The following is an 18,862-nucleotide window of genomic DNA, read 5'->3' as shown; positions in this document are numbered from 1 at the left end:
TTACATTTACCGCAGAGCGCAGCCCGATGGACTGCACACTGCGTACCGGTATTTCGAATATATATTAGTCCTCGTCAGAGGGATCGTCGATGTCGAAGCTGTCGAAGAGATCTCCGTCCTCTTCATCATCGCCGAAGAAATCGTCATCTTCGCCTTCATCGAGACTGAACTCATCGTCCTTGTCGACACTGTCGAAGTCATCTCCCTCTTCATCGTCCTCGAAGCCAAAGCCTGCATCACCCATATCGCCGTCGGAATAGCTTGTACTGTCAGCAGTATCCTCGTCAGCGAAGGAATCATGTGAAGGCATCGGATCGTCGTCGTCGAAGTTCTGGGTAAGGTCGATCTCCTCCTGCTTGTCGTCAAGCACCTTGACGTCAAGACAGAGTGACTGCATTTCCTTGATAAGAACCTTGAAGGACTCGGGGATACCCGGTGTAGGAACGTTCTGTCCCTTAACGATAGCCTCGTAGGTATTGACACGTCCGATGGTATCGTCTGACTTAACGGTAAGGATCTCCTGAAGGGTATAAGCTGCACCGTAAGCCTCGAGAGCCCAAACTTCCATCTCTCCGAAACGCTGTCCGCCGAACTGAGCCTTACCGCCCAGAGGCTGCTGAGTAACGAGAGCGTAAGGACCTACTGAACGGGCATGGATCTTATCATCAACCAGGTGGTGGAGCTTGAGGTAGTACATATAGCCCACCGTTACGCGGTTATCGAACTTTTCACCTGTACGTCCGTCATAGAGAGTAAACTTACAATCCTCTGTAAATTCAAGAGCATTGGGATTAACGACCTTATCCATAGCCTTGAGCTCGAACATATCGTTCTTATGCTCCTGAGCGTGTTCATTTGCCATCTTGAAGCACTCACGGATATCGTCCTCGTGTGCGCCGTCGAATACAGGAGTCATGATGTGCCAGCCCAGAGCCTTACAAGCCATACCGAGATGAACTTCAAGCACCTGTCCGATATTCATTCGTGAAGGAACGCCGAGGGGGTTGAGCACGATGTCGAGAGGAGTACCGTCAGGAAGGAACGGCATATCCTCCTCGGGAAGTATACGTGAAACAACGCCCTTGTTACCGTGACGGCCGGCCATCTTATCGCCGACAGTGATCTTACGCTTCTGAGCGATATAGCAGACAACGCGCATATTTACGCCTGCTGAGAGCTCATCACAGTTATCGCGTGTGAACACCTTTACGTCAACGATAACGCCCGACTCACCGTGAGGTACCTTCAGTGAGTTGTCGCGGACTTCTCTTGCCTTTTCGCCGAATATAGCGCGCAGGAGTCTTTCCTCTGCGGTAAGCTCTGTCTCACCCTTGGGTGTTACCTTACCGACGAGGATATCGCCGGAGTTGACCTCCGAACCTATGCGGATGATACCGTTCTCATCGAGATTTGCGAGAGCGTCATCACCGACATTGGGGATATCTCTTGTGATCTCTTCGGGACCGAGCTTTGTATCGCGGCACTCGATCTCGTATTCTTCTATATGAACAGAAGTGAATACATCTTCTCTTACAAGGCGCTCGTTAAGAAGAACAGCGTCCTCGTAGTTGTAACCTTCCCATGTCATGAAGCCGATGAGAGCGTTCTTACCGAGGGAGATCTCTCCGTCGGCAGTTGCGGGACCGTCTGCAAGCACCTGTCCCTTCTTGATCTCTTCGCCTGCTGTGACGATAGGTCTCTGATTTACGCAGGTACCCTGGTTCGATCTCTTGAACTTGATGAGATCGTACTTGTGCTCAACACCGTCGGTATCGACCATATTGATCCTGTCAGCGTCAACATATGTGATCTTGCCGTCATATTCGGAAACAACGCATACGCCCGAGTCAACGGCAGCCTTGTACTCCATACCTGTACCGACGAAAGGTCTCTCGGTCTTGAGGAGCGGAACAGCCTGACGCTGCATGTTAGAGCCCATGAGGGCACGGTTGGCGTCATCGTTTTCGAGGAATGGGATCATTGAAGTAGCGACGGATACGACCATCTTAGGAGATACATCCATGTAGTCTACCTTTTCGCGGTCTATTTCAAGTATCTGCTCGCGGTATCTTGCGTTTACACGTGGTCTTGCGAACTTTCCTTCATCAGTGAGGGGCTCGTTGGCCTGAGCAACAACGAAGTTATCCTCCATATCGGCAGTCATGTATACTACCTCGCCTGTAACGACGCCGGTAGCCTTGTCTACCTTTCTGTAAGGAGCCTCGATGAAGCCGTACTCATTTATTCTCGCAAATGTAGCCAGATAGGAGATAAGTCCGATATTAGGACCTTCAGGAGTCTCGATAGGACACATTCTTCCGTAGTGGCTGTAGTGAACGTCACGAACCTCAAATCCTGCACGGTCTCTTGAAAGACCTCCGGGACCGAGAGCTGAAAGACGTCTTTTATGTGTAAGCTCGGCAAGAGGATTGTTCTGATCCATGAACTGTGACAGAGGTGAGGAGCAGAAGAACTCCTTCATAGCCGAAGAAATAGGTCTTATATTGATAAGAGTCTGGGGAGTAAGGGTATTCACGTCCTGAGTCTGGAGGTTCATTCTCTCACGGATACCGCGCTCCATTCTTGTATAACCGATACGGAACTGGTTCTGGAGAAGCTCGCCCACGCTGCGGATACGTCTGTTGCCCAGGTGATCGATATCGTCTACCGTACCCACGCCCTCGCAAAGGTTGAGGAAGTAGCTGATGGAAGCTCTGATATCATCAAGAGTGATATACTTGGGTGAGAGCTCATCTGCCTTCTTCTTTATAGTCTCTTCAAGCTCGTCTGCATCGGCAGCATTGTCGATAATGTCCTTAAGGACATTGAAGGATACCTTCTCGTTGATGCCGTACTTCTCAGCGTCAAAATCAACATAGCCTTTTATATCGACCATACCGTTACCGATGACCTTGACTGTCTTTTCTACCATGCGGATATTTGTCTCACCGCGCTCGTCGGTGTAGTACTCCTTGGACTCAACGGTAACAAAAGCGCTGTATACGCCTGCCTGCTCGATCTCGCAGGCCTTGTCGTAGGTAAGAGTCTCGCCTGCGTCTGCAAGGATCTCTCCTGTCATCTCGTTGATGATAGGCTGTGCAAGAGTCCTTCCTGCAAGACGTGAAGCGATACCCAGCTTCTTGTTGTACTTATAGCGTCCGAAGCGGCAGAGGTCATATCTCTTTGCCTCAAAGAAGAGGTTGTTGAGGTGGCTTACTGCGCTCTCCACCGTGGGAGGCTCACCCGGACGGAGCTTCTTGTAAACGTCGATAAGAGCATCAGAGCGGTTCTTTGTCTGATCCTTCTGGAGGATAGTCTGTCTGAGGCGCTCATCATCGCCGTAGGTCTCAAAGATCTCATCATCTGTACCCTCTTCGCCGAGAGCTCTGATGAAGGTAGTAAGCGGGATCTTTCTGTTTTTATCTATACGGACGTAAACAACGTCGTTTGAATCCTGTTCATACTCCAGCCACGCACCGCGGTTAGGGATGATCTGCGAGCTGAAGAGGTCCTTACCTGTCTTGTCCTTTGTGAAGGCATAGTAAACACCGGGTGAACGGACGAGCTGTGATACGATAACACGCTCGGCACCGTTTATAACGAAGGTACCGCTGTCTGTCATAAGGGGGAAGTCACCCATATAGATCTCGCTTTCGCTGACAGCACCGGTCTCCTTGTTTGCAAGGGTAGCGGTAGCTCTCATAGCGACCTGATAGGTAGCTCCTCTGGATTTACATTCTGCAAGAGAATATTTGGGAGTGTCGTCAAACCTGTAATCCTTGAAGTTGAGGACGAGATTGCCGTTGTAGTCGGTGATCGCAGTCATCTCACGGAAGACCTCGCGAAGACCTTCTTCCTTGAACCACTTATACGAGTTCTTCTGTACCTCGATAAGGTTCGGCATCTCCAGAGGCTCGGTAATCTTACCGAAGCTCATTCTGACATTCTTTCCCAGCTGCTTAGGTGTAACATTCACCATAGGCGGAACCTCCTTGTATTTTATTGCTGCCGTTCCCTGCGCACACAGTCTCGGGAGCAGCAGAGCTTTTTGACGTTATCGTATCATCAGAAAAATTTTTGCAAAAACTATTGACAAGCCGATGCAATGTATGCTATAATATCTTGCAAAATAGCGATACTATTCCATATTGATACATTATAACATTATAATACAGATTTTATCCCGTGTCAAGGGAGTTTGGAAAGATTTATCAAAAGCACCTGTTTTCAGTAGAAATGGGTGCTATTTTTGTTTATTTTGGTTTACACCGCTCTCCTGCTCCGCAAAAAGGCATAAAAAATCCCCGAAGCGTTTTTCGTGCCGCTTCGGGGCTGTATTTTTATGCAACTCTTTCCACCATGTAGCCTCTGGCTTCGAGAATATCGTCAATACCTTTATTGCCTGCAAAATGTCCTGCGCCCACCATGAAGAAATAGTTCTTGCCTTCCTTGAGGTACTCCTCCGCCTTATCGGCCATGCCTTCATTGCGTTCATATATCACCACATCAAGGTAATGGGCATAATCGTCTGCCAGCTCCTTCGGGATACCTGTAGCTGACTCTCCCTCGTCAAGAGCATCTATATCTCCCGAAGCCCAGAGGTCGTACTGTGCGGCAAAGCTCTTTGTGTACTCCACAGTGTCATCTGCGCTGTCGATCAGCTCGTTCATCATAAAATCCGCCAGTTCATCGGTGAAAGCGGTCATAGCGGCAGCCTGCTCCTCAACGGTCTCGATATTGATTATCTTCTTACCGTCGTTATCAGCCATGCTCATAAAGGTATAGTCCACGCCCTTCTGTGTGATGTTCTTCAGCATCATGACAGAGGCCATTTCAATTTCCGTAGCCCAGAAGCCTGCAGTATAGGTATCCATCATGTCATTGTACATGAAGTTGCGCTTCATGAAGTTCCTTGCCTTTTCATAGGTCTCTTCCGAGATATGATCCTTTATAGTAGTACCGTCTGTATACATCATTCTCGAATAGAAGCCTGCCATCTGAGAGGTATCCTGCATTATGTCATTCATATTGTACTCAACGGCTACTCCGTCGCATTTTTCGTACACGTCTGTCACGTAATCGGGCAGGTAGAAGGAATCCTCAGCGACCATGTGCATAGTTCCCAGCATATACAGAGAATTCCCCGTTTCCTTGTCAGTGACCTTCCACATGGCAGGAGAAACGTCCTTTACGGTTATATAGGCATTTATATCGTTTTCGGCAGCTGTTGTGGGCTCCTTGTTCACGGAAGCCGTATTCTGCTGCGCAGAGCCTCCGCCCTCCGAGCCGCCTTTTTCCTTCTTCGTACACGAAACTGCGCCCAGTGCGCAGCAAGCCGCAAGAACAGCAGCAATAATACGTTTTTTCACCATAATATCCCTCTCAGTTCTCAAAGCTCTTGTCGATCATATCGTAATGAGCATCAATTGCCTTGAAGCAGAAATCCACATCTCCCGTTATTATGCCCTGCACCATTTTTTCATGGGCATCCTGAAGTGCAGCACGGACACTGCTGTCGGCAGTCATAAGGAAATCGTCTATCCAGCGCATATACACCTCAGACACAGCTTCCATGAAGGTGATCCAGAAGCTGTTTTCGGTAGCATATATCAGCGAATAGTGGAAATCCCTGTCGGCAATGGTGCGGTCTCCCGTACCCTCGGATTCCTTCAGGCGGTTGAGAGCGGCAACTATTTTCAGCTTGTTCTCGGAGCTGCAGCCTCTTGCGATAAGATAGCTGCACACAGTCTTTTCCATACTTCTTCTGAAGGAGCATATCTCCTCCTTGGAAGTCCTGTTCATCAGCAGCATTATATCCATAGCCTTTGCAATAGATTCGGAAATATTGTCCGTAAGGTAATTTCCCGAGCCCTGCTTGCCGTTGACGATGCCGAGTATCTCCAGTCCCCTGAGCGCTTCGCGCACAGTATTCCTGCTTATTCCCAGCTTTTCCGAAATACTGCGTTCAGTAGGGAGCTTGTCACCGACGCGGAGCATACCGCCCCTGATAAGGTCGAGTATATAATCGATCGTTTTTCTGTATTCACTGTTCCCCATGGCGTCCTCCTTATATCGTGCATATATCACTATATAAAAATTATATCACAACTTTTTCTGCAAGTCAACTTATAACGGCATAACTCCTTAAATGTTTGCAGAATGCCCCCGCCGTCACAGCAGCAGGGGCAGGAAATATCATTTCTTGCTCTTTTTCTTCGGCTTCTTTCCGCTTTCGGGAGCTTTCTTGTCAGGCTTCTTTTCGATCTTTGCGCTTGCATACTCCTCCATAGCCTCGGTGAGTATCCTTCTGCACTCAGGCAGCTTTTCCTTCTCCTCTGCGGGGAGCTCGGGGTACTCGGGCTTGCAGGCCTTCAGAGCATCAAGGAGTATCTCCGTAACAAGATACCTTGTGTACCATCTCTGATCACCGGGGAGCACATACCATGGACTGTTCTTTGTAGAGGTCCTGTTTATAACATCATTGAAGCATTTGAGGTAAGCATCGTACTTGTCCCTTACCTTCAGGTCATCGGCACGGAACTTCCAGTTCTTCTCCGGGAGCTCAATGCGCTCAAGGAGCTGCTCTGTCTGCTCCTGCTTTGATACATGGAGGAATATCTTCACCATGCGGTAGCTGTTCTCATAGAGGTACTGCTCATAATTATTCACCTGAACATAGCGTTTCTCGAAGAACTTCTTCTTTGTATCGTCAAGGATACGGCCGGCCATATGATAGCCCTTCCATATCTCCTCAGCCTGTACGGTAACAAGATCCTCGTAATGGCTCCTGTTGAATATGGCTATCTCGCCTCTGCGGGGAATATTCTGATGAATTCTCCAGAGGTAATCGTGAGCAAGCTCGTCCGAAGTAGGCGCCTTGAAGTAGTGTACCTTCACGCCCTGAGGATTTATGCCGCTGAAAACATTCTTTATGGTAGAGTCCTTACCCGAAGCATCCAGCGCCTGTATCACTATGATAAGGCCTTCTCTTGCATCTGCATAGAACTTGTCCTGAAGAGCTATGAGCTCCTGCTTGTTTTCCTCGTACTTTCTGATTATCTCTTCCTTGTCAACTCCGTCGTCCTTGCTGTTGGTAGGGAGCTTTCTTATGTCTGTTTTCTTGCCTTCCGATATGATGTACTTGTCAGCCTTCATCTGACTTACCTCCGTTTCGTTTAAATATTATAGTGTATTATTCGGGTATCGCAGGTGCAACGGTCATCATGCTGTACACCATCATGGAATACAGCGCAGTCTGGCGGGCTGCCATAAGAGCCAGATTTGAGGAAGCTCCGCCGTTTTCGGCTCCCCCCGCATAGGCAGTTGTAAGGAGCATGAAAGCATGGCACTCTGGAACGTCCTTGCCGAATCCCGAAAGATCGCCCACAGCCTTGTATCTTGAAAGGAAGGCCTCAACATCGCTGAGATCCTCTATTATCTCTGAGCTGCTGCGGTCGGTTATAGAAAGAGCCGCCAGCATAGCAAGCTCATAATGCTTTCCGTATTTTCTTCCCTTTTTCAGCATTGCCTCGTACAGCTCGCTGAACTTCCCGCACTTTTCTTCCGGCGAGGCCTTGGACATAGCCAGCACATGGGATACGGTCTGTATGCTGTTATTGTCCGCACTGTGCTTGAGCAGCTTATAGCTGGCCTCCATATCCGCAATGAGCTCGTCGTCGGTTCTGTCTGAAAAAGCCAGCATCACCGCAAAGGCGACGTCCTCCTTTGTCGTGAGGATACGGTGCTCCTTTTTCATTCTGTCGTATATCTGCCTTCCGCGGCTTATACTCTCCTCTGCCCTTTCCTCGGGGACTATCCTCGTAAGGAGCAGTGACATCAGGGCAAGGTGTTCGGAATTGGTGAAATATTTCCTCAAGCGGTCATAGCAGCCGAGATAGCGTTCCATGCTGCCCCTCGGATCATCGCTCACCGAAAGCAGGGAGGCTATCAGAGGACGCACGGTACTGCGGAAGCTGGATAACATCCTTGGATTTTCTTTGATGAGCTCCATGCTGTCCTTGAATTTTCCCAGATCAAATTCCGCGTCAGAAGCACAGAAAACATTTGCGCAAACAGGATAGAGTATATCCCTTTCCAGAGGATAAAGGTCGGTAAAAAGCCCCAGATTGAGCAGGTATTTGTCACAGAGATTCTCAAGAAGCTCTTTCATGGCGCACCTCCTTATGATAAAAATAAAATGATAAATAGGTGTTCCTTTGAAACTATATCGCAGAAATTCTGTCTCTAATATATCCTGTTTTATGTTTCTCCTCGTAAGTTATTATTACCATTATACCACATTAGAATTACAATTTCAATCTAATTTTTGTGAAATTATTGTTTTTTTCGCACAAATCGTTTATAATAATAGCATTAATAACCGTATAAAACTGCGGAAAGAAAGGAACTTCACGCAATATGACAAGGAATGAGATACCCATTCTGGAATACGACTCCACGGAAAGGTCGCTGTTCTCACATAAAATAAAAGTCAGCCTCCCCCAAAAGGCTGTGTACGGATTTCTCGGGAGCTGCATAGACGAATACGCAGCCGCCTGCGGTGCAGAGACTGCCGAGGTGATACACACCATAACCAGGGACTACCCCATTTACATAATAAAATACAACGGCGAGGAGATATGCCTGCTCCAGGCGCCTATGGGTGCTCCCGCGGCGATACAGAATATGGAGCTGCTGCTGCACAACGGCGTAAAGCATATCGTAACGGCTGGCTCCTGCGGAGTCCTGAGGGATATGCCCGAAAACCGTTTTCTTGTACCTGTAAGGGCACTTCGGGACGAGGGAAGCTCCTATCACTATCTCCCGCCGTCAAGGTACGTGGAACTTGATATGCCCATGACCGCGCAGATATGCCGTTGCCTCGGCGCTGCGGGCATGAGCTATGAAAAATGCACAACATGGACTACCGACGGTCTTTTCCGTGAAACCCCCGGAAAAGTGGCAAGCCGCAGAGAAGAGGGATGCGACACGGTAGAGATGGAATGTGCGGCGCTGGCAGCCTGTGCCAAATTCCGCGGCATCGACTTTGGTATGCTGCTTTTCACGGCAGACAGCCTTGCAGACGCAGACAATTATGACAGGAGAGAATTCGGTCAGGCGTCACTTGTACCTGCACTGAAGCTCTGTCTTGACATCATCACATATAAATAATTAAAACTGCCGTCATATGTCACGGCGCGCAGAACTATGATTTCCGAAAGGAGTATTTATGCCCGAAATAATAGAAATAACCGACCTTGACGCAGAGGAGCTCCGCCCTTACGCCGATACTGCCGAAACCAGACTGCTGGATTACTTCGGCAGCGGCCGGGGAATATTCATAGCGGAAAGCCCGAAAGTAATAAAAACCGCTCTCGGATCAGGATATACCCCGATTTCTCTGCTGTCAGAGCGTAAATATATAATTAAGTGCCCTCAGCTGATAGAAAGCTGCGGGAATATACCTGTTTATACTGCTTCCTCCGACGTACTCTCGGAGCTCACAGGCTTCAAGCTCACTCAGGGTGTGCTCTGTGCAATGAAGCGAAAGCCTCTCCCGTCCCCTGATATGATACTCAGGGACGCAGAACGTATCGCTGTTCTTGAGGATATAACCAACCAGACCAATATCGGAGCTGTTTTCAGATCAGCTGCCGCTCTTGGATTTGATGCCGTGGTCCTCACTCCGTCATGCAGTGATCCGCTGTTCCGGCGCTCTGTCCGCGTAAGCATGGGAACCGTCTTTCAGCTCCCGTGGACATACCTTACAAAGGGTTCTCCCGACTATGTTAAGAAGCTCCGCAGCCTCGGATTCGCATCGGCCGCCATGGCACTGAGAAACGACACCGTCAGCATACGCGATCCCCGCCTTCAGGCAGAGGAAAAGCTTGCTGTCATACTCGGCACCGAGGGAGAGGGTCTCAGAGAGGAAACCATCAATTCTTGTGATTACACAATCAAAATACCTATGGCAAACGGGGTAGATTCGCTGAACGTTGCTGCCGCCAGTGCTGTCGCCTTCTGGGAATTGACCAAATATTGCGACATTTAACACTCTCGAAAAATTTTCGAAATAAATTGTCCAAAAAATCTTGAATTTTTTCTAACAATGTGATATAATCATTACATAAAGAAATATACTTAGCGGAGAAATTCGTTAAAGTATTACAAAAAAGGAGGAATTCATATGGTTTTCAAACGTATGCTGGCTGCCGTTGCCGCCGCGGCTGTCATGACTGGAAGCGCCCTTTCTTTTCATCCGCCAAAAACCTTCGCCGCAGATAATTATCTGATCCGCGATTATTACGACATATCAGGCAACCAGCACTATATTGACAAATACAACTCAGCAACTTCCGAACATTTCCAGATTATCTGGGGCAACGATGACCAGACAGGCCTTGTCACCAGAAAATTTATCAGACTCAATTTAAATCAGCTCGAAAAATACCGCACTCTATATACTACTGATCTCGGCATGGCGGATTCATCCGAATCGGTATTTGCCCCCGACGGCAATAAATACAAGACCAATGTTTACCTCACGAATACAGGTCTGCCGGACTTTGAAAGCGGCTGGGCCTACATGAACGCAGAGCCGTCCACAGGCTTTGCCTACATCTACATTGATCCCACAGCAATGGTACAGCTTGACGGTACCGACTCAGGCTCTCTGGCTCACGAGTACGGACATGTGCTCACATATCACCAGAAAAGCTGGGTCGACCAGCCAATAATCGAGCCATGGTGGGAATCAGCAGCAAACTGGTTCAAGGAGCAGTATTTCCGTACTCTGGAAACTCCTACCACACACTTTTTCCTGCCCTACCTCAGGAACATGAATCTCAGCATACCGCATGGAAGAAACTACTATGACACATGGATCTTCCTTCAGTATCTCACCGAAAATCCCGACAATATCGATGGCTTCGGACAGAAGTTCATGATGCGCCTGCAATCCGAGGCAGAGCTCAACGAGTACCCCTTTGATACCATCCAGCGCCTTACAGGATGCGACCTCAAAGAGGTTATCGGCGATTTCGCCAAGCGTATGGCGACACTGGATTTTGAAAACAAGGAGCTTTATAATCAGCAGCTCGAAGTATCCCTGAAGGATCCGTTTGTATGGCAGCTCATATATACGCAGCCTTCTGTGTCTCCTGACAAGGAAAACAGCTACATCGTCCCTGCGGAAAAAGCTCCCATGCAGACAGGACTCAACGTTATCCCCCTGAACATTGAGGGAGACGTTGTCACCGTTGATCTTCACGGTATTTCCGACGCTGAGGGCGCCGACTGGCGTGCCTGCATCGTAGCCGAAGGCGAGGACGGTGTTACAAAGTATTCCCCCCTCTTCGGCGAGGGCGAGGGAACACTGGAGCTTGACGGCACAGAGACTGCTCTTTACCTCACTGTTGCCGCTACTCCCGACAGGATAATCCCCAACAATGCTTATCTCAAGGAAGAAAACAACAGCGATTACGCCTACAACGGCGAATTCAAACGCCGCTATCCCTATGAATTCGAGATCAAGGGAGCTTCTCCCATGTACCGCAGCATCACCGAAGGTGTAGCAGGACACGCTCATGTCAACGGCGGCGGCTTCGTAGCCGATACAGCTGAAGTGGACGATACGGTATATGTTGGCAAAAATGCCAAGGTCCTGGGTACATCGGTGGTAAAGGGCAACGCTGTTATCACAGATTATGCAGTAGTAAAGAATGCAAATATCTCAGGCAGCGCAAAGATCAGTGATTACGCCTGTGTATACGGCTTCTGGTGGGCATCGCCTACTGTCTCGGACAATGCCAAGATAGGCGAAAGAGCAGTAGTTACCGCAGGAGCTTCCATATCCGGCAATGCACGTATCATGGGCAATGCCTATATACTTGACAATTATTCCGTTACCGATAATGCCACCGTAAAGGGCACTGCCTACTGCTACGGCGACGGCGTTGCTTCGGGACAGGCTATACTCGACGGAGAATTCTACAACGAATGTTCCGTATCCGAGGGAACAGCCACAGGCTGGATGGAATCGGAGGAATTCATCAATGACCTTCCCTATACCGACGGTCTGTATGCAGGATATGAATTTGAACGCGAAAGCCGTGTATTCGCATATGATACCTACGGCGCCACAAACGGCATAATGAGAAATTCACCTCTCTGGGAGGAGACACGCGAAAATGCAGAAGGCGTTGTCACCTTCAACGGCAAGGATCAGTACATAGTATGTGACAGATCTGTTGCAGACTACAAGGAGATGGAGATATGTACAGCCGTATTCTGGAACGGCGGAGCAAATGAGCAGAGCATATTTGAATTTGGTAAAGATCTGCGAATGAGATTAACTCCTGCCAATAAAGACGGAGTCACTTCATTCTCCATAGGAGGCAACAGCCTGATTGCATCAAAGCCTCTTGATAAAGGCAAGTGGTCCGTAATACGCATAATAATCAAGAATTCTTATGCCAAGATGCTTATAAACGGAAAACTCGCTGCCGAAAGCAGCATCTCCTACCAGCCCGAGGATACCGTGGATCATCTCATGCACTGCTATATCGCAAGAGATCAGGCCGGCCACTACTTCAACGGTTCCATGGATTACTTCCGCATATACTACAAGGAAGGCGAGGAACCTGAGTACTACTACGATAAAAATACCGGCGATAATACAGAAAATATTGCAGAAGCAAAGCCTGTTTCCATAATCTCCGAGCCTACTCTCTACGGAGACGCCAACTGCGACGGCAAGGTGGATATGGCAGACTTCAATCTCCTTATCAACGCTATATCGAAGCCTTCGATATACGGAGTTGACGGAAGCTCACCCGACCGCATAACTGCTCTCGGAGTAATGAACGCCGATGTTCATGAACGCGGAAACGGTCTTTCGGCAAACGACGCACTGACTATAAGGAGCTACATACAGGGCACTGTAAAGGAACTGCCCGTAAGCACGCAGAAAACATGATTACATAAAAAAGACAAGTCCTGAAAGCGATGATCCTGCTTTCAGGACTTGTTGTTTTACGCTGCATATTACAGGACGCAGTACAGTCTGCCGCCCTGTTATTAAAGTTTACCCCTGCATCAGAATATTATCTCTGCTTTAAATCGTTTATCCCTGCATCCTATCTTCAGCTCAAAGCCGTTGCGTTCAGCCGCAGCCGCAGCTATTGCAAGCCCCAGACCGCTGCTGCTCTTGTCACCGCGGACCTTATCCCCCTTTACGAAGGGCATCATAAGCTCCTTGGTATCAATATCCTCCGAAACATCGTTTATCACGCACAGCCGTTTCTTATCGGCTGTTATTTTTATGGTTCCGTCGCTGCGGGTATACTTTACCGCGTTGGAGATAAGGTTCTCGACAGCTGTGGACAGAATATCCTCATCTGCATTTATCTCACCGCCGCCGCTTACGGAAAACTCTATCCCACGTTCTTCAATGGCCGCAAGGTACTTGTCTGCCAGCTTTTCCGCAAGAGCTTTTATATCTGTTTTTTTCTTATGCGGTCTCTTTACGCTTTCTGTCTCGCTCAGTTTCAGAGTCTTGCGCACTATCTCATCAGTATACGCCACATTATCCATTATGGAGCTGATATATTTAAGCTCCTTCTCACCGGCACTGTCCCTGCGCATCTCAAGAAGGTTCTCTGCGTAACCTCCTATAACTGCAAGGGGAGTCTTTATATCATGGGCAAGATTATTGGTCAGAGCTCTCTGATAGTCCTCAAAGGCATAGCGGGCCTTGTTTTTGGCGTTCTTGCTGAAACATAGCACAAATACGAACAGCGTCATCAGACCGAACAGAAGGCCTATCATAAACAGCAGCCTTCTCCACGCACGGAATCCATGAATATTGGTCTCCGCGTAGACTAATATACCTTCTGCAGCTACGGAGTCGTAAAACCTTTGGATAATAACATCTGTGGACTGAGTAGTGTAATTACCTCCGCTGTAAATGGACTTTGAAGTCTCTTTCTCCAGAAATTCCCTCAGCCTGTCCTGTTGTTCCGCCGATAATTTATCGAACACCTCTGGATCACAGCCGAACACTCCCTGAGTACTTCCGCAGGGATAATTACCGCCCCTGTCATTCCGTGAAAAGACTTTTGTAAGAACATAGTCTTCCGCCTCGAAATCCGTGGTCAATGTATACTCACTCTCTAATTCCGAGGTAAAACCGTAGTATTCGCCGAAAAGTCTGTCATCAGCGTAATATCTCCTGACGTTCGTTACATGAGGTATCATCTTGGCTTCTTTTACATTGATATACAGCTCGGTAATATCCAGTTCATAGAAATATTCCTGTTTGGGCTTATCCCTGTATTCTATGACCTCGCTTATAAGCTCATCCAGCTCCGGGATATGGAAATCCTGCGGATCGTAATAATACCACTGCGAACTTTTGAGATCCTGCGACATTTTTAAAGCTATACCGATCTTTGCACGACTTGAGCCGATAATATTCCCGTCCTTGTCAAATGTGAAAGAAAAGGAGCTGCAGGTCGGTTCCACCCACGTTTTCGGATCTATGCGTCCACCGACCAGATCTGCTTCGGGACAGCCGTACATACTTAAAAACAGTTCTTCGGGTACCCGCTGTGGTTTATTTGATTTGTACAGTCTCTGATATTCGGATATAAAGTTTTCCGCCTGGTTGTACTCATTTGTGAAGGCAGTCTGTTTTATGAAATAGCTGCTGTAATTCCCCAGTATCACAGTTATAAGTACAGGCAGTATCATTCCGACGGCAAACATCCTCCAAAAGGAAGTCCGCTTTGGTCTGCGCTGTTTTCTGCGTCTCAATAATCTCTTTATCATGTTATCACTCCTTTACGAGCTTATACCCCCGTCCCACCAGAGTCTTTATCTGTGCCCCCGCGCTGCCGAGAGCCTTTCTAAGCTTTTTGATATGGTTGTCCACCACGCGGTCGCTGCCGAAGTAGTCATAACCCCATACTCTGTCCAGCAGAGTGTCCCTTGTGACCACCCAGTTCTCATGCTCGAGAAGATACCGCAGTATGGCAAACTCCTTGGGCGGCAGCTCCACTTCGCTGTCTCCCGCAAAGCAACGGAGAGTCCTTGTGTCGAGTCTGATACCGCCGCAGCAAAGGGCTCTTTTCTCCTCAGTGCTGCCTGCACGCCGCACCAGCGCCTCACATTTGCTGTAAAGCACCGAAAGCAGGAAGGGCTTGACGATATAGTCGTCACAGCCGAGATCATAGCCGCTCAGTATGTCCTCTTCCCTGCCCCTTGCGGTTATGAATATAACAGGCACATCGCTCCTCAGACGCAGCTGCCTGCACAGGGTAAAGCCGTCTGTCTGCGGCAGCATAATATCCAGCAGGACCAGTTCATAGTCTTCAATGCCTTTCCTGATGAGGTCAAAGGCTTCGCCGCCGTTATGGACAGCACATACCCTTGTCCCCTTTTCCCCGAAATAATTGCGTATGATCTCGCAGATCTCGGTATCGTCCTCTATAAGAAGTATATTTTTCATAAGTTACGCGCTCCTTATTACTTTAAGTGTATTATAAAGCTCTGATGTGTCTTTTTTATATCCTGTAAAGGTCTTTTTTGTGGCTTTTCAAATCAATTATATACGCAACCTGCCATATTGTCAAATTATGTATCCATACGGCTCCGATAAAGAGCAATAAACGACTAATGAAGTATATTTATCGGCAATAAATGTCTTGTATACCTGTGATGATTATTATATAATAAATGTAGAAAGCATAAGGACGTCTGTTTTTTCCGCAAATGTTACAGGACATTTTTTTAAACCGCAGACAGCCTTAACGGCTCGTGACGGAGCACTGCCGGCACAGCAGTCTCCGCTTCACCTGACCGCATATATGAACTGCTTTCTCAAATAACCTCGCTTGACCCCCACCTCTCTGAATAATAGATAAGAAAGGCCCCCTTATGACCGAGGGGCTTTTCTTATGTCTGCTGTCAGACGTAATATATGATCCTGCCCGAAATAAGCTTTTACTGCTCATTTCGGGCATTTTACTGAAAAAAGAGGACTGATACTAAAAGCGGGTATATAATTTGTTAGTTATTACTAACTATAAAAAGACGATTTTTAGGCATTTTCTGTCATAAAATGTGTTTCTCATATGCAACATATAGTTATACGAGTTGATTTTAGCTAAATAACGTGTTATAATTGATAACGTGACAAAAAGCTAACAAAAAGACATCCCATAAAGGAGGATCTAAAATGCTGGAACTTAAAAATGTTTCGTTCAATGCGGAAAGCGACGGAGAAAACGTCGGCATTATCCGTGATATAAGCCTCAGTGTTGATGATAACAGGTTCATCGTGATAACTGGACCTAACGGAGGCGGCAAGTCCACACTTGCCAAGCTCATCGCAGGTATCCAGAAGCTCTCCTCAGGAAGCATAATCTTTGACGGAGTGGATATTACAGATAAAAACATCACCGAACGCGCCCGCCTCGGCATCGGCTTTGCCTTTCAGCAGCCCGTGCGCTTCAAGGGCATGACCGTTCTTGATCTGCTCAGGATCGCTTCAGGAAAGACTCTTTCCATATCCGAAGCCTGCGAATACCTTTCCGAGGTAGGCCTCTGTGCCAAGGATTATATCAACCGTGAGATAAATGCTTCCCTTTCGGGCGGCGAGCTCAAGCGTATAGAGATAGCTACCGTTATCGCCCGTGATGTCAAGCTTGCGCTCTTTGACGAGCCCGAGGCAGGCATCGACCTCTGGAGCTTCAATAACCTCATACGTATATTCGAAAAAATGCGCAGCGACCGCCGCGGCAGGACTATCATAGTCATATCCCATCAGGAGCGTATCCTTAATATCGCCGATGAGATAGTAGTGATCTCCGACGGCAGGATACTGAAGCAGGGCAGTAAGGACGAGATACTCCCCGAAATAACAGGCACCGAAAGCGCTGTAAATATGTGCAGCAAGATCCAGTAAGGAGGAAGTATCATGGTTCAGATGGATGCAGTACAGAAAAGACTGTTTGAAGAGGTCGCCGGTCTCCACGATATTCCCGAGGGAGCCTACAACCTCCGTGCAAACGGTCAGTCAATAAGCAGGAATACCACTGCTAACATAGATATACGCTCCAAAGAGGACGTAAGCGGTATAGATATACACGTAAAGGCAGGCACAAAGAACGAGAGTATCCATATTCCCGTTGTTCTCAGCCAGAGCGGCATCAAGGAGGACGTATACAACGATTTCTTCATCGGCGAGGACTGCGATGTTCTCATAGTTGCAGGCTGCGGCATTGACAACTGCGGCTCGCAGGATTCCGAGCATGACGGAATACACCGCTTCTATATCGGCAAGAACTCCCGTGTACGCTATGTGGAAAAGCACTACGGCTCAGGCGACGGCAGCGGAAAGCGCATACTCAATCCTGTGACCGAGGTGCATATGGACGAGGGAAGCGTCATGGAGATGGAAATGGTCCAGATCAAGGGGGTTGACTCCACCAACCGCACCACCATTGCTGAGCTCAAGGCAGACGCAAAGCTGGTAGTCCAGGAAAGACTTATGACTCACGGTCAGCAGCAGGCATACAGCATATACAAGGTCGACCTCATAGGAGACGGCTCGGCTGCGGACGTAGTATCACGTTCTGTTGCCAGGGATGATTCTTACCAGAAGCTCGACCTCTGCGTAATAGGAAGCGCCGCCTGCAGCGGTCATACGGAATGTGACTCCATAATCATGGATAACGGACGTATCCTTGCAGTTCCTTCACTGGAAGCGAACAATATCGACGCAGCTCTGGTACACGAAGCAGCTATCGGCAAAATCGCAGGCGAACAGCTCGTAAAGCTGATGACACTCGGTCTTACGGAAGCAGAAGCCGAAGAGCAGATAATCAACGGCTTCCTCAAATAAAGGTATAAGAAAGCCCTCACCGAAACGGTGAGGGCTTGTTTTGTTGTATTTTACAGTTATTTATTGATTTCCAGTGTACGTGCGGTAAGTCCGACTGCTACACCCTGAGTATTTGTACCCACATGACTGGCTATGCTGCACGCAAGAGGTCTGTAAGTCACCTTATATCCTTCAAACTCCGACTGAACCCTGTCCACCCAGCGCTTGACTGTCTCCTGCGACTCCATAGTACCTGCCGCACCTATGCTGATATGCTCTTTGGGGATACCTGCATACTTGCTTTCCAGGTCCTTTCGGGCAGCCTCTATCATTTTGTCCTCTGCCGCCGCCATGCCTCTTGCCTTTGCGTAAGCGTCCAGCTTTCCGCCCTGTATCTTCAGGATAGGCTTGAGATTGAGCACTGTGGCTATAGCAGCACCTGCAGTGGTTATACGTCCCGTCTTGGTTATGCGCTTCAGGCTGTGAAGGGTAATATAAATATCGTTCTGATAGGCGTTTTCCTCCAGGTAAGCCCTTATCTCCTCCGCGCTGCTGCCGTTTTCAGCCATGAACTTAGCATCATAGACCGAATCCAGCAGGGTTATGGAGATACGGTGATTGTCGATGACTACCACCTTTCCGTCATAATCCGCAGCCAGAGCCTTTGCGGTATTGCATGAACCGCTCAGACCGCTTGACATAGGGATATATACCAGCTCATCATACCCCTCCGAGAGTATCTTCTCCCACATTTCCGTCAGCGCAGCAGGCGACGGCTGTGAAGATACGATGTCCTTGTTTTCATTAAGTGCCTTATAAAGCATCTCATGGCTGAGCGTGAGCTCCTCCATGTGATCCTTACCGTCAACTATCACAGGCATAGGCAGCACATAGATGCCGTTGATTCTGCCCTCATCAAGTGTAATGCCGCTGTTCGTGTCAGTCATTACCGCAGTTCTCATAAAATTCCTCGTTTCA

13 protein-coding genes are annotated in these 18,862 nt (G+C 48.3%); 5 read left to right on the top strand and 8 right to left on the bottom strand.

What is annotated here, in order from left to right; genetic code table 11:
- Positions 1-64: 64 nt before the first annotated feature.
- From rpoB to RF007C_RS15475, 5 genes are all read right to left on the bottom strand, one after another.
- The gene (gene rpoB / locus RF007C_RS15495; RefSeq protein ID WP_019680485.1) at positions 65-3,979 is read right to left on the bottom strand and encodes a DNA-directed RNA polymerase subunit beta; all 3,915 of its coding nucleotides are present in this window, start codon (positions 3,977-3,979) and stop codon (positions 65-67) included.
- Between the two features lie 361 nt (positions 3,980-4,340).
- Positions 4,341-5,372 carry a TraB/GumN family protein gene (locus tag RF007C_RS15490; protein ID WP_037301427.1) on the bottom strand — a complete coding sequence of 344 codons (1,032 nt, stop codon included), beginning with the start codon at positions 5,370-5,372 and terminating at the stop codon, positions 4,341-4,343.
- A gap of 10 nt (positions 5,373-5,382) precedes the next feature.
- Positions 5,383-6,057, bottom strand: coding sequence for a FadR/GntR family transcriptional regulator (locus RF007C_RS15485; protein ID WP_019680487.1), 675 nt, complete (start codon positions 6,055-6,057; stop codon positions 5,383-5,385).
- Positions 6,058-6,195: 138 nt separating this feature from the next.
- Positions 6,196-7,155: a PPK2 family polyphosphate kinase gene (locus RF007C_RS15480; RefSeq protein WP_037301424.1), complete on the bottom strand. Its 960-nt coding sequence runs from the start codon at positions 7,153-7,155 to the stop codon at positions 6,196-6,198.
- A 37-nt stretch (positions 7,156-7,192) separates the two neighbouring features.
- Positions 7,193-8,170 carry a DUF4003 family protein gene (locus tag RF007C_RS15475; RefSeq protein WP_037301421.1) on the bottom strand — a complete coding sequence of 326 codons (978 nt, stop codon included), beginning with the start codon at positions 8,168-8,170 and terminating at the stop codon, positions 7,193-7,195.
- A gap of 248 nt (positions 8,171-8,418) precedes the next feature.
- Here RF007C_RS15475 and RF007C_RS15470 point away from each other — a divergent pair, with 248 nt between their 5' ends.
- The 3 genes from RF007C_RS15470 to RF007C_RS15460 all read left to right on the top strand — a co-directional run bounded on the left by RF007C_RS15470 (position 8,419) and on the right by RF007C_RS15460 (position 12,976).
- Positions 8,419-9,171 carry a nucleoside phosphorylase gene (locus RF007C_RS15470; protein ID WP_037301418.1) on the top strand — a complete coding sequence of 251 codons (753 nt, stop codon included), beginning with the start codon at positions 8,419-8,421 and terminating at the stop codon, positions 9,169-9,171.
- A 58-nt stretch (positions 9,172-9,229) separates the two neighbouring features.
- Positions 9,230-10,051 carry a TrmH family RNA methyltransferase gene (locus RF007C_RS15465; protein ID WP_037301415.1) on the top strand — a complete coding sequence of 274 codons (822 nt, stop codon included), beginning with the start codon at positions 9,230-9,232 and terminating at the stop codon, positions 10,049-10,051.
- 135 nt (positions 10,052-10,186) lie between these two features.
- Positions 10,187-12,976: a DUF6055 domain-containing protein gene (locus RF007C_RS15460; protein WP_051456722.1), complete on the top strand. Its 2,790-nt coding sequence runs from the start codon at positions 10,187-10,189 to the stop codon at positions 12,974-12,976.
- A gap of 119 nt (positions 12,977-13,095) precedes the next feature.
- Here the strand turns inward: RF007C_RS15460 and RF007C_RS15455 are convergent, their stop codons facing one another.
- Both RF007C_RS15455 and RF007C_RS15450 read right to left on the bottom strand, forming a co-directional pair.
- Positions 13,096-14,829: a sensor histidine kinase gene (locus tag RF007C_RS15455; protein ID WP_082316798.1), complete on the bottom strand. Its 1,734-nt coding sequence runs from the start codon at positions 14,827-14,829 to the stop codon at positions 13,096-13,098.
- A gap of 4 nt (positions 14,830-14,833) precedes the next feature.
- Complete coding sequence (locus RF007C_RS15450) at positions 14,834-15,508, bottom strand: response regulator transcription factor (RefSeq protein WP_037301410.1); 675 nt, start codon at positions 15,506-15,508, stop codon at positions 14,834-14,836.
- A 729-nt stretch (positions 15,509-16,237) separates the two neighbouring features.
- Between RF007C_RS15450 and RF007C_RS15445 the strand changes: the two genes are divergently transcribed.
- Both RF007C_RS15445 and RF007C_RS15440 read left to right on the top strand, forming a co-directional pair.
- Positions 16,238-16,966, top strand: coding sequence for an ABC transporter ATP-binding protein (locus tag RF007C_RS15445; RefSeq protein WP_019680495.1), 729 nt, complete (start codon positions 16,238-16,240; stop codon positions 16,964-16,966).
- Positions 16,967-16,978: 12 nt separating this feature from the next.
- Entirely contained in the window at positions 16,979-17,905 is a 927-nt protein-coding gene (locus RF007C_RS15440; protein ID WP_037301408.1) for a SufB/SufD family protein, read from the top strand.
- A 56-nt stretch (positions 17,906-17,961) separates the two neighbouring features.
- Here the strand turns inward: RF007C_RS15440 and RF007C_RS15435 are convergent, their stop codons facing one another.
- Positions 17,962-18,846, bottom strand: coding sequence for a DegV family protein (locus RF007C_RS15435; protein ID WP_019680497.1), 885 nt, complete (start codon positions 18,844-18,846; stop codon positions 17,962-17,964).
- Between the last annotated feature and the right edge of the window lie 16 nt (positions 18,847-18,862).

Source organism: Ruminococcus flavefaciens 007c (assembly GCF_000571935.1).
GTDB classification, from domain to species: Bacteria; Bacillota; Clostridia; order Oscillospirales; family Ruminococcaceae; genus Ruminococcus; species Ruminococcus flavefaciens_F.
This window is presented reverse-complemented; position numbering and strand designations above follow the sequence as displayed.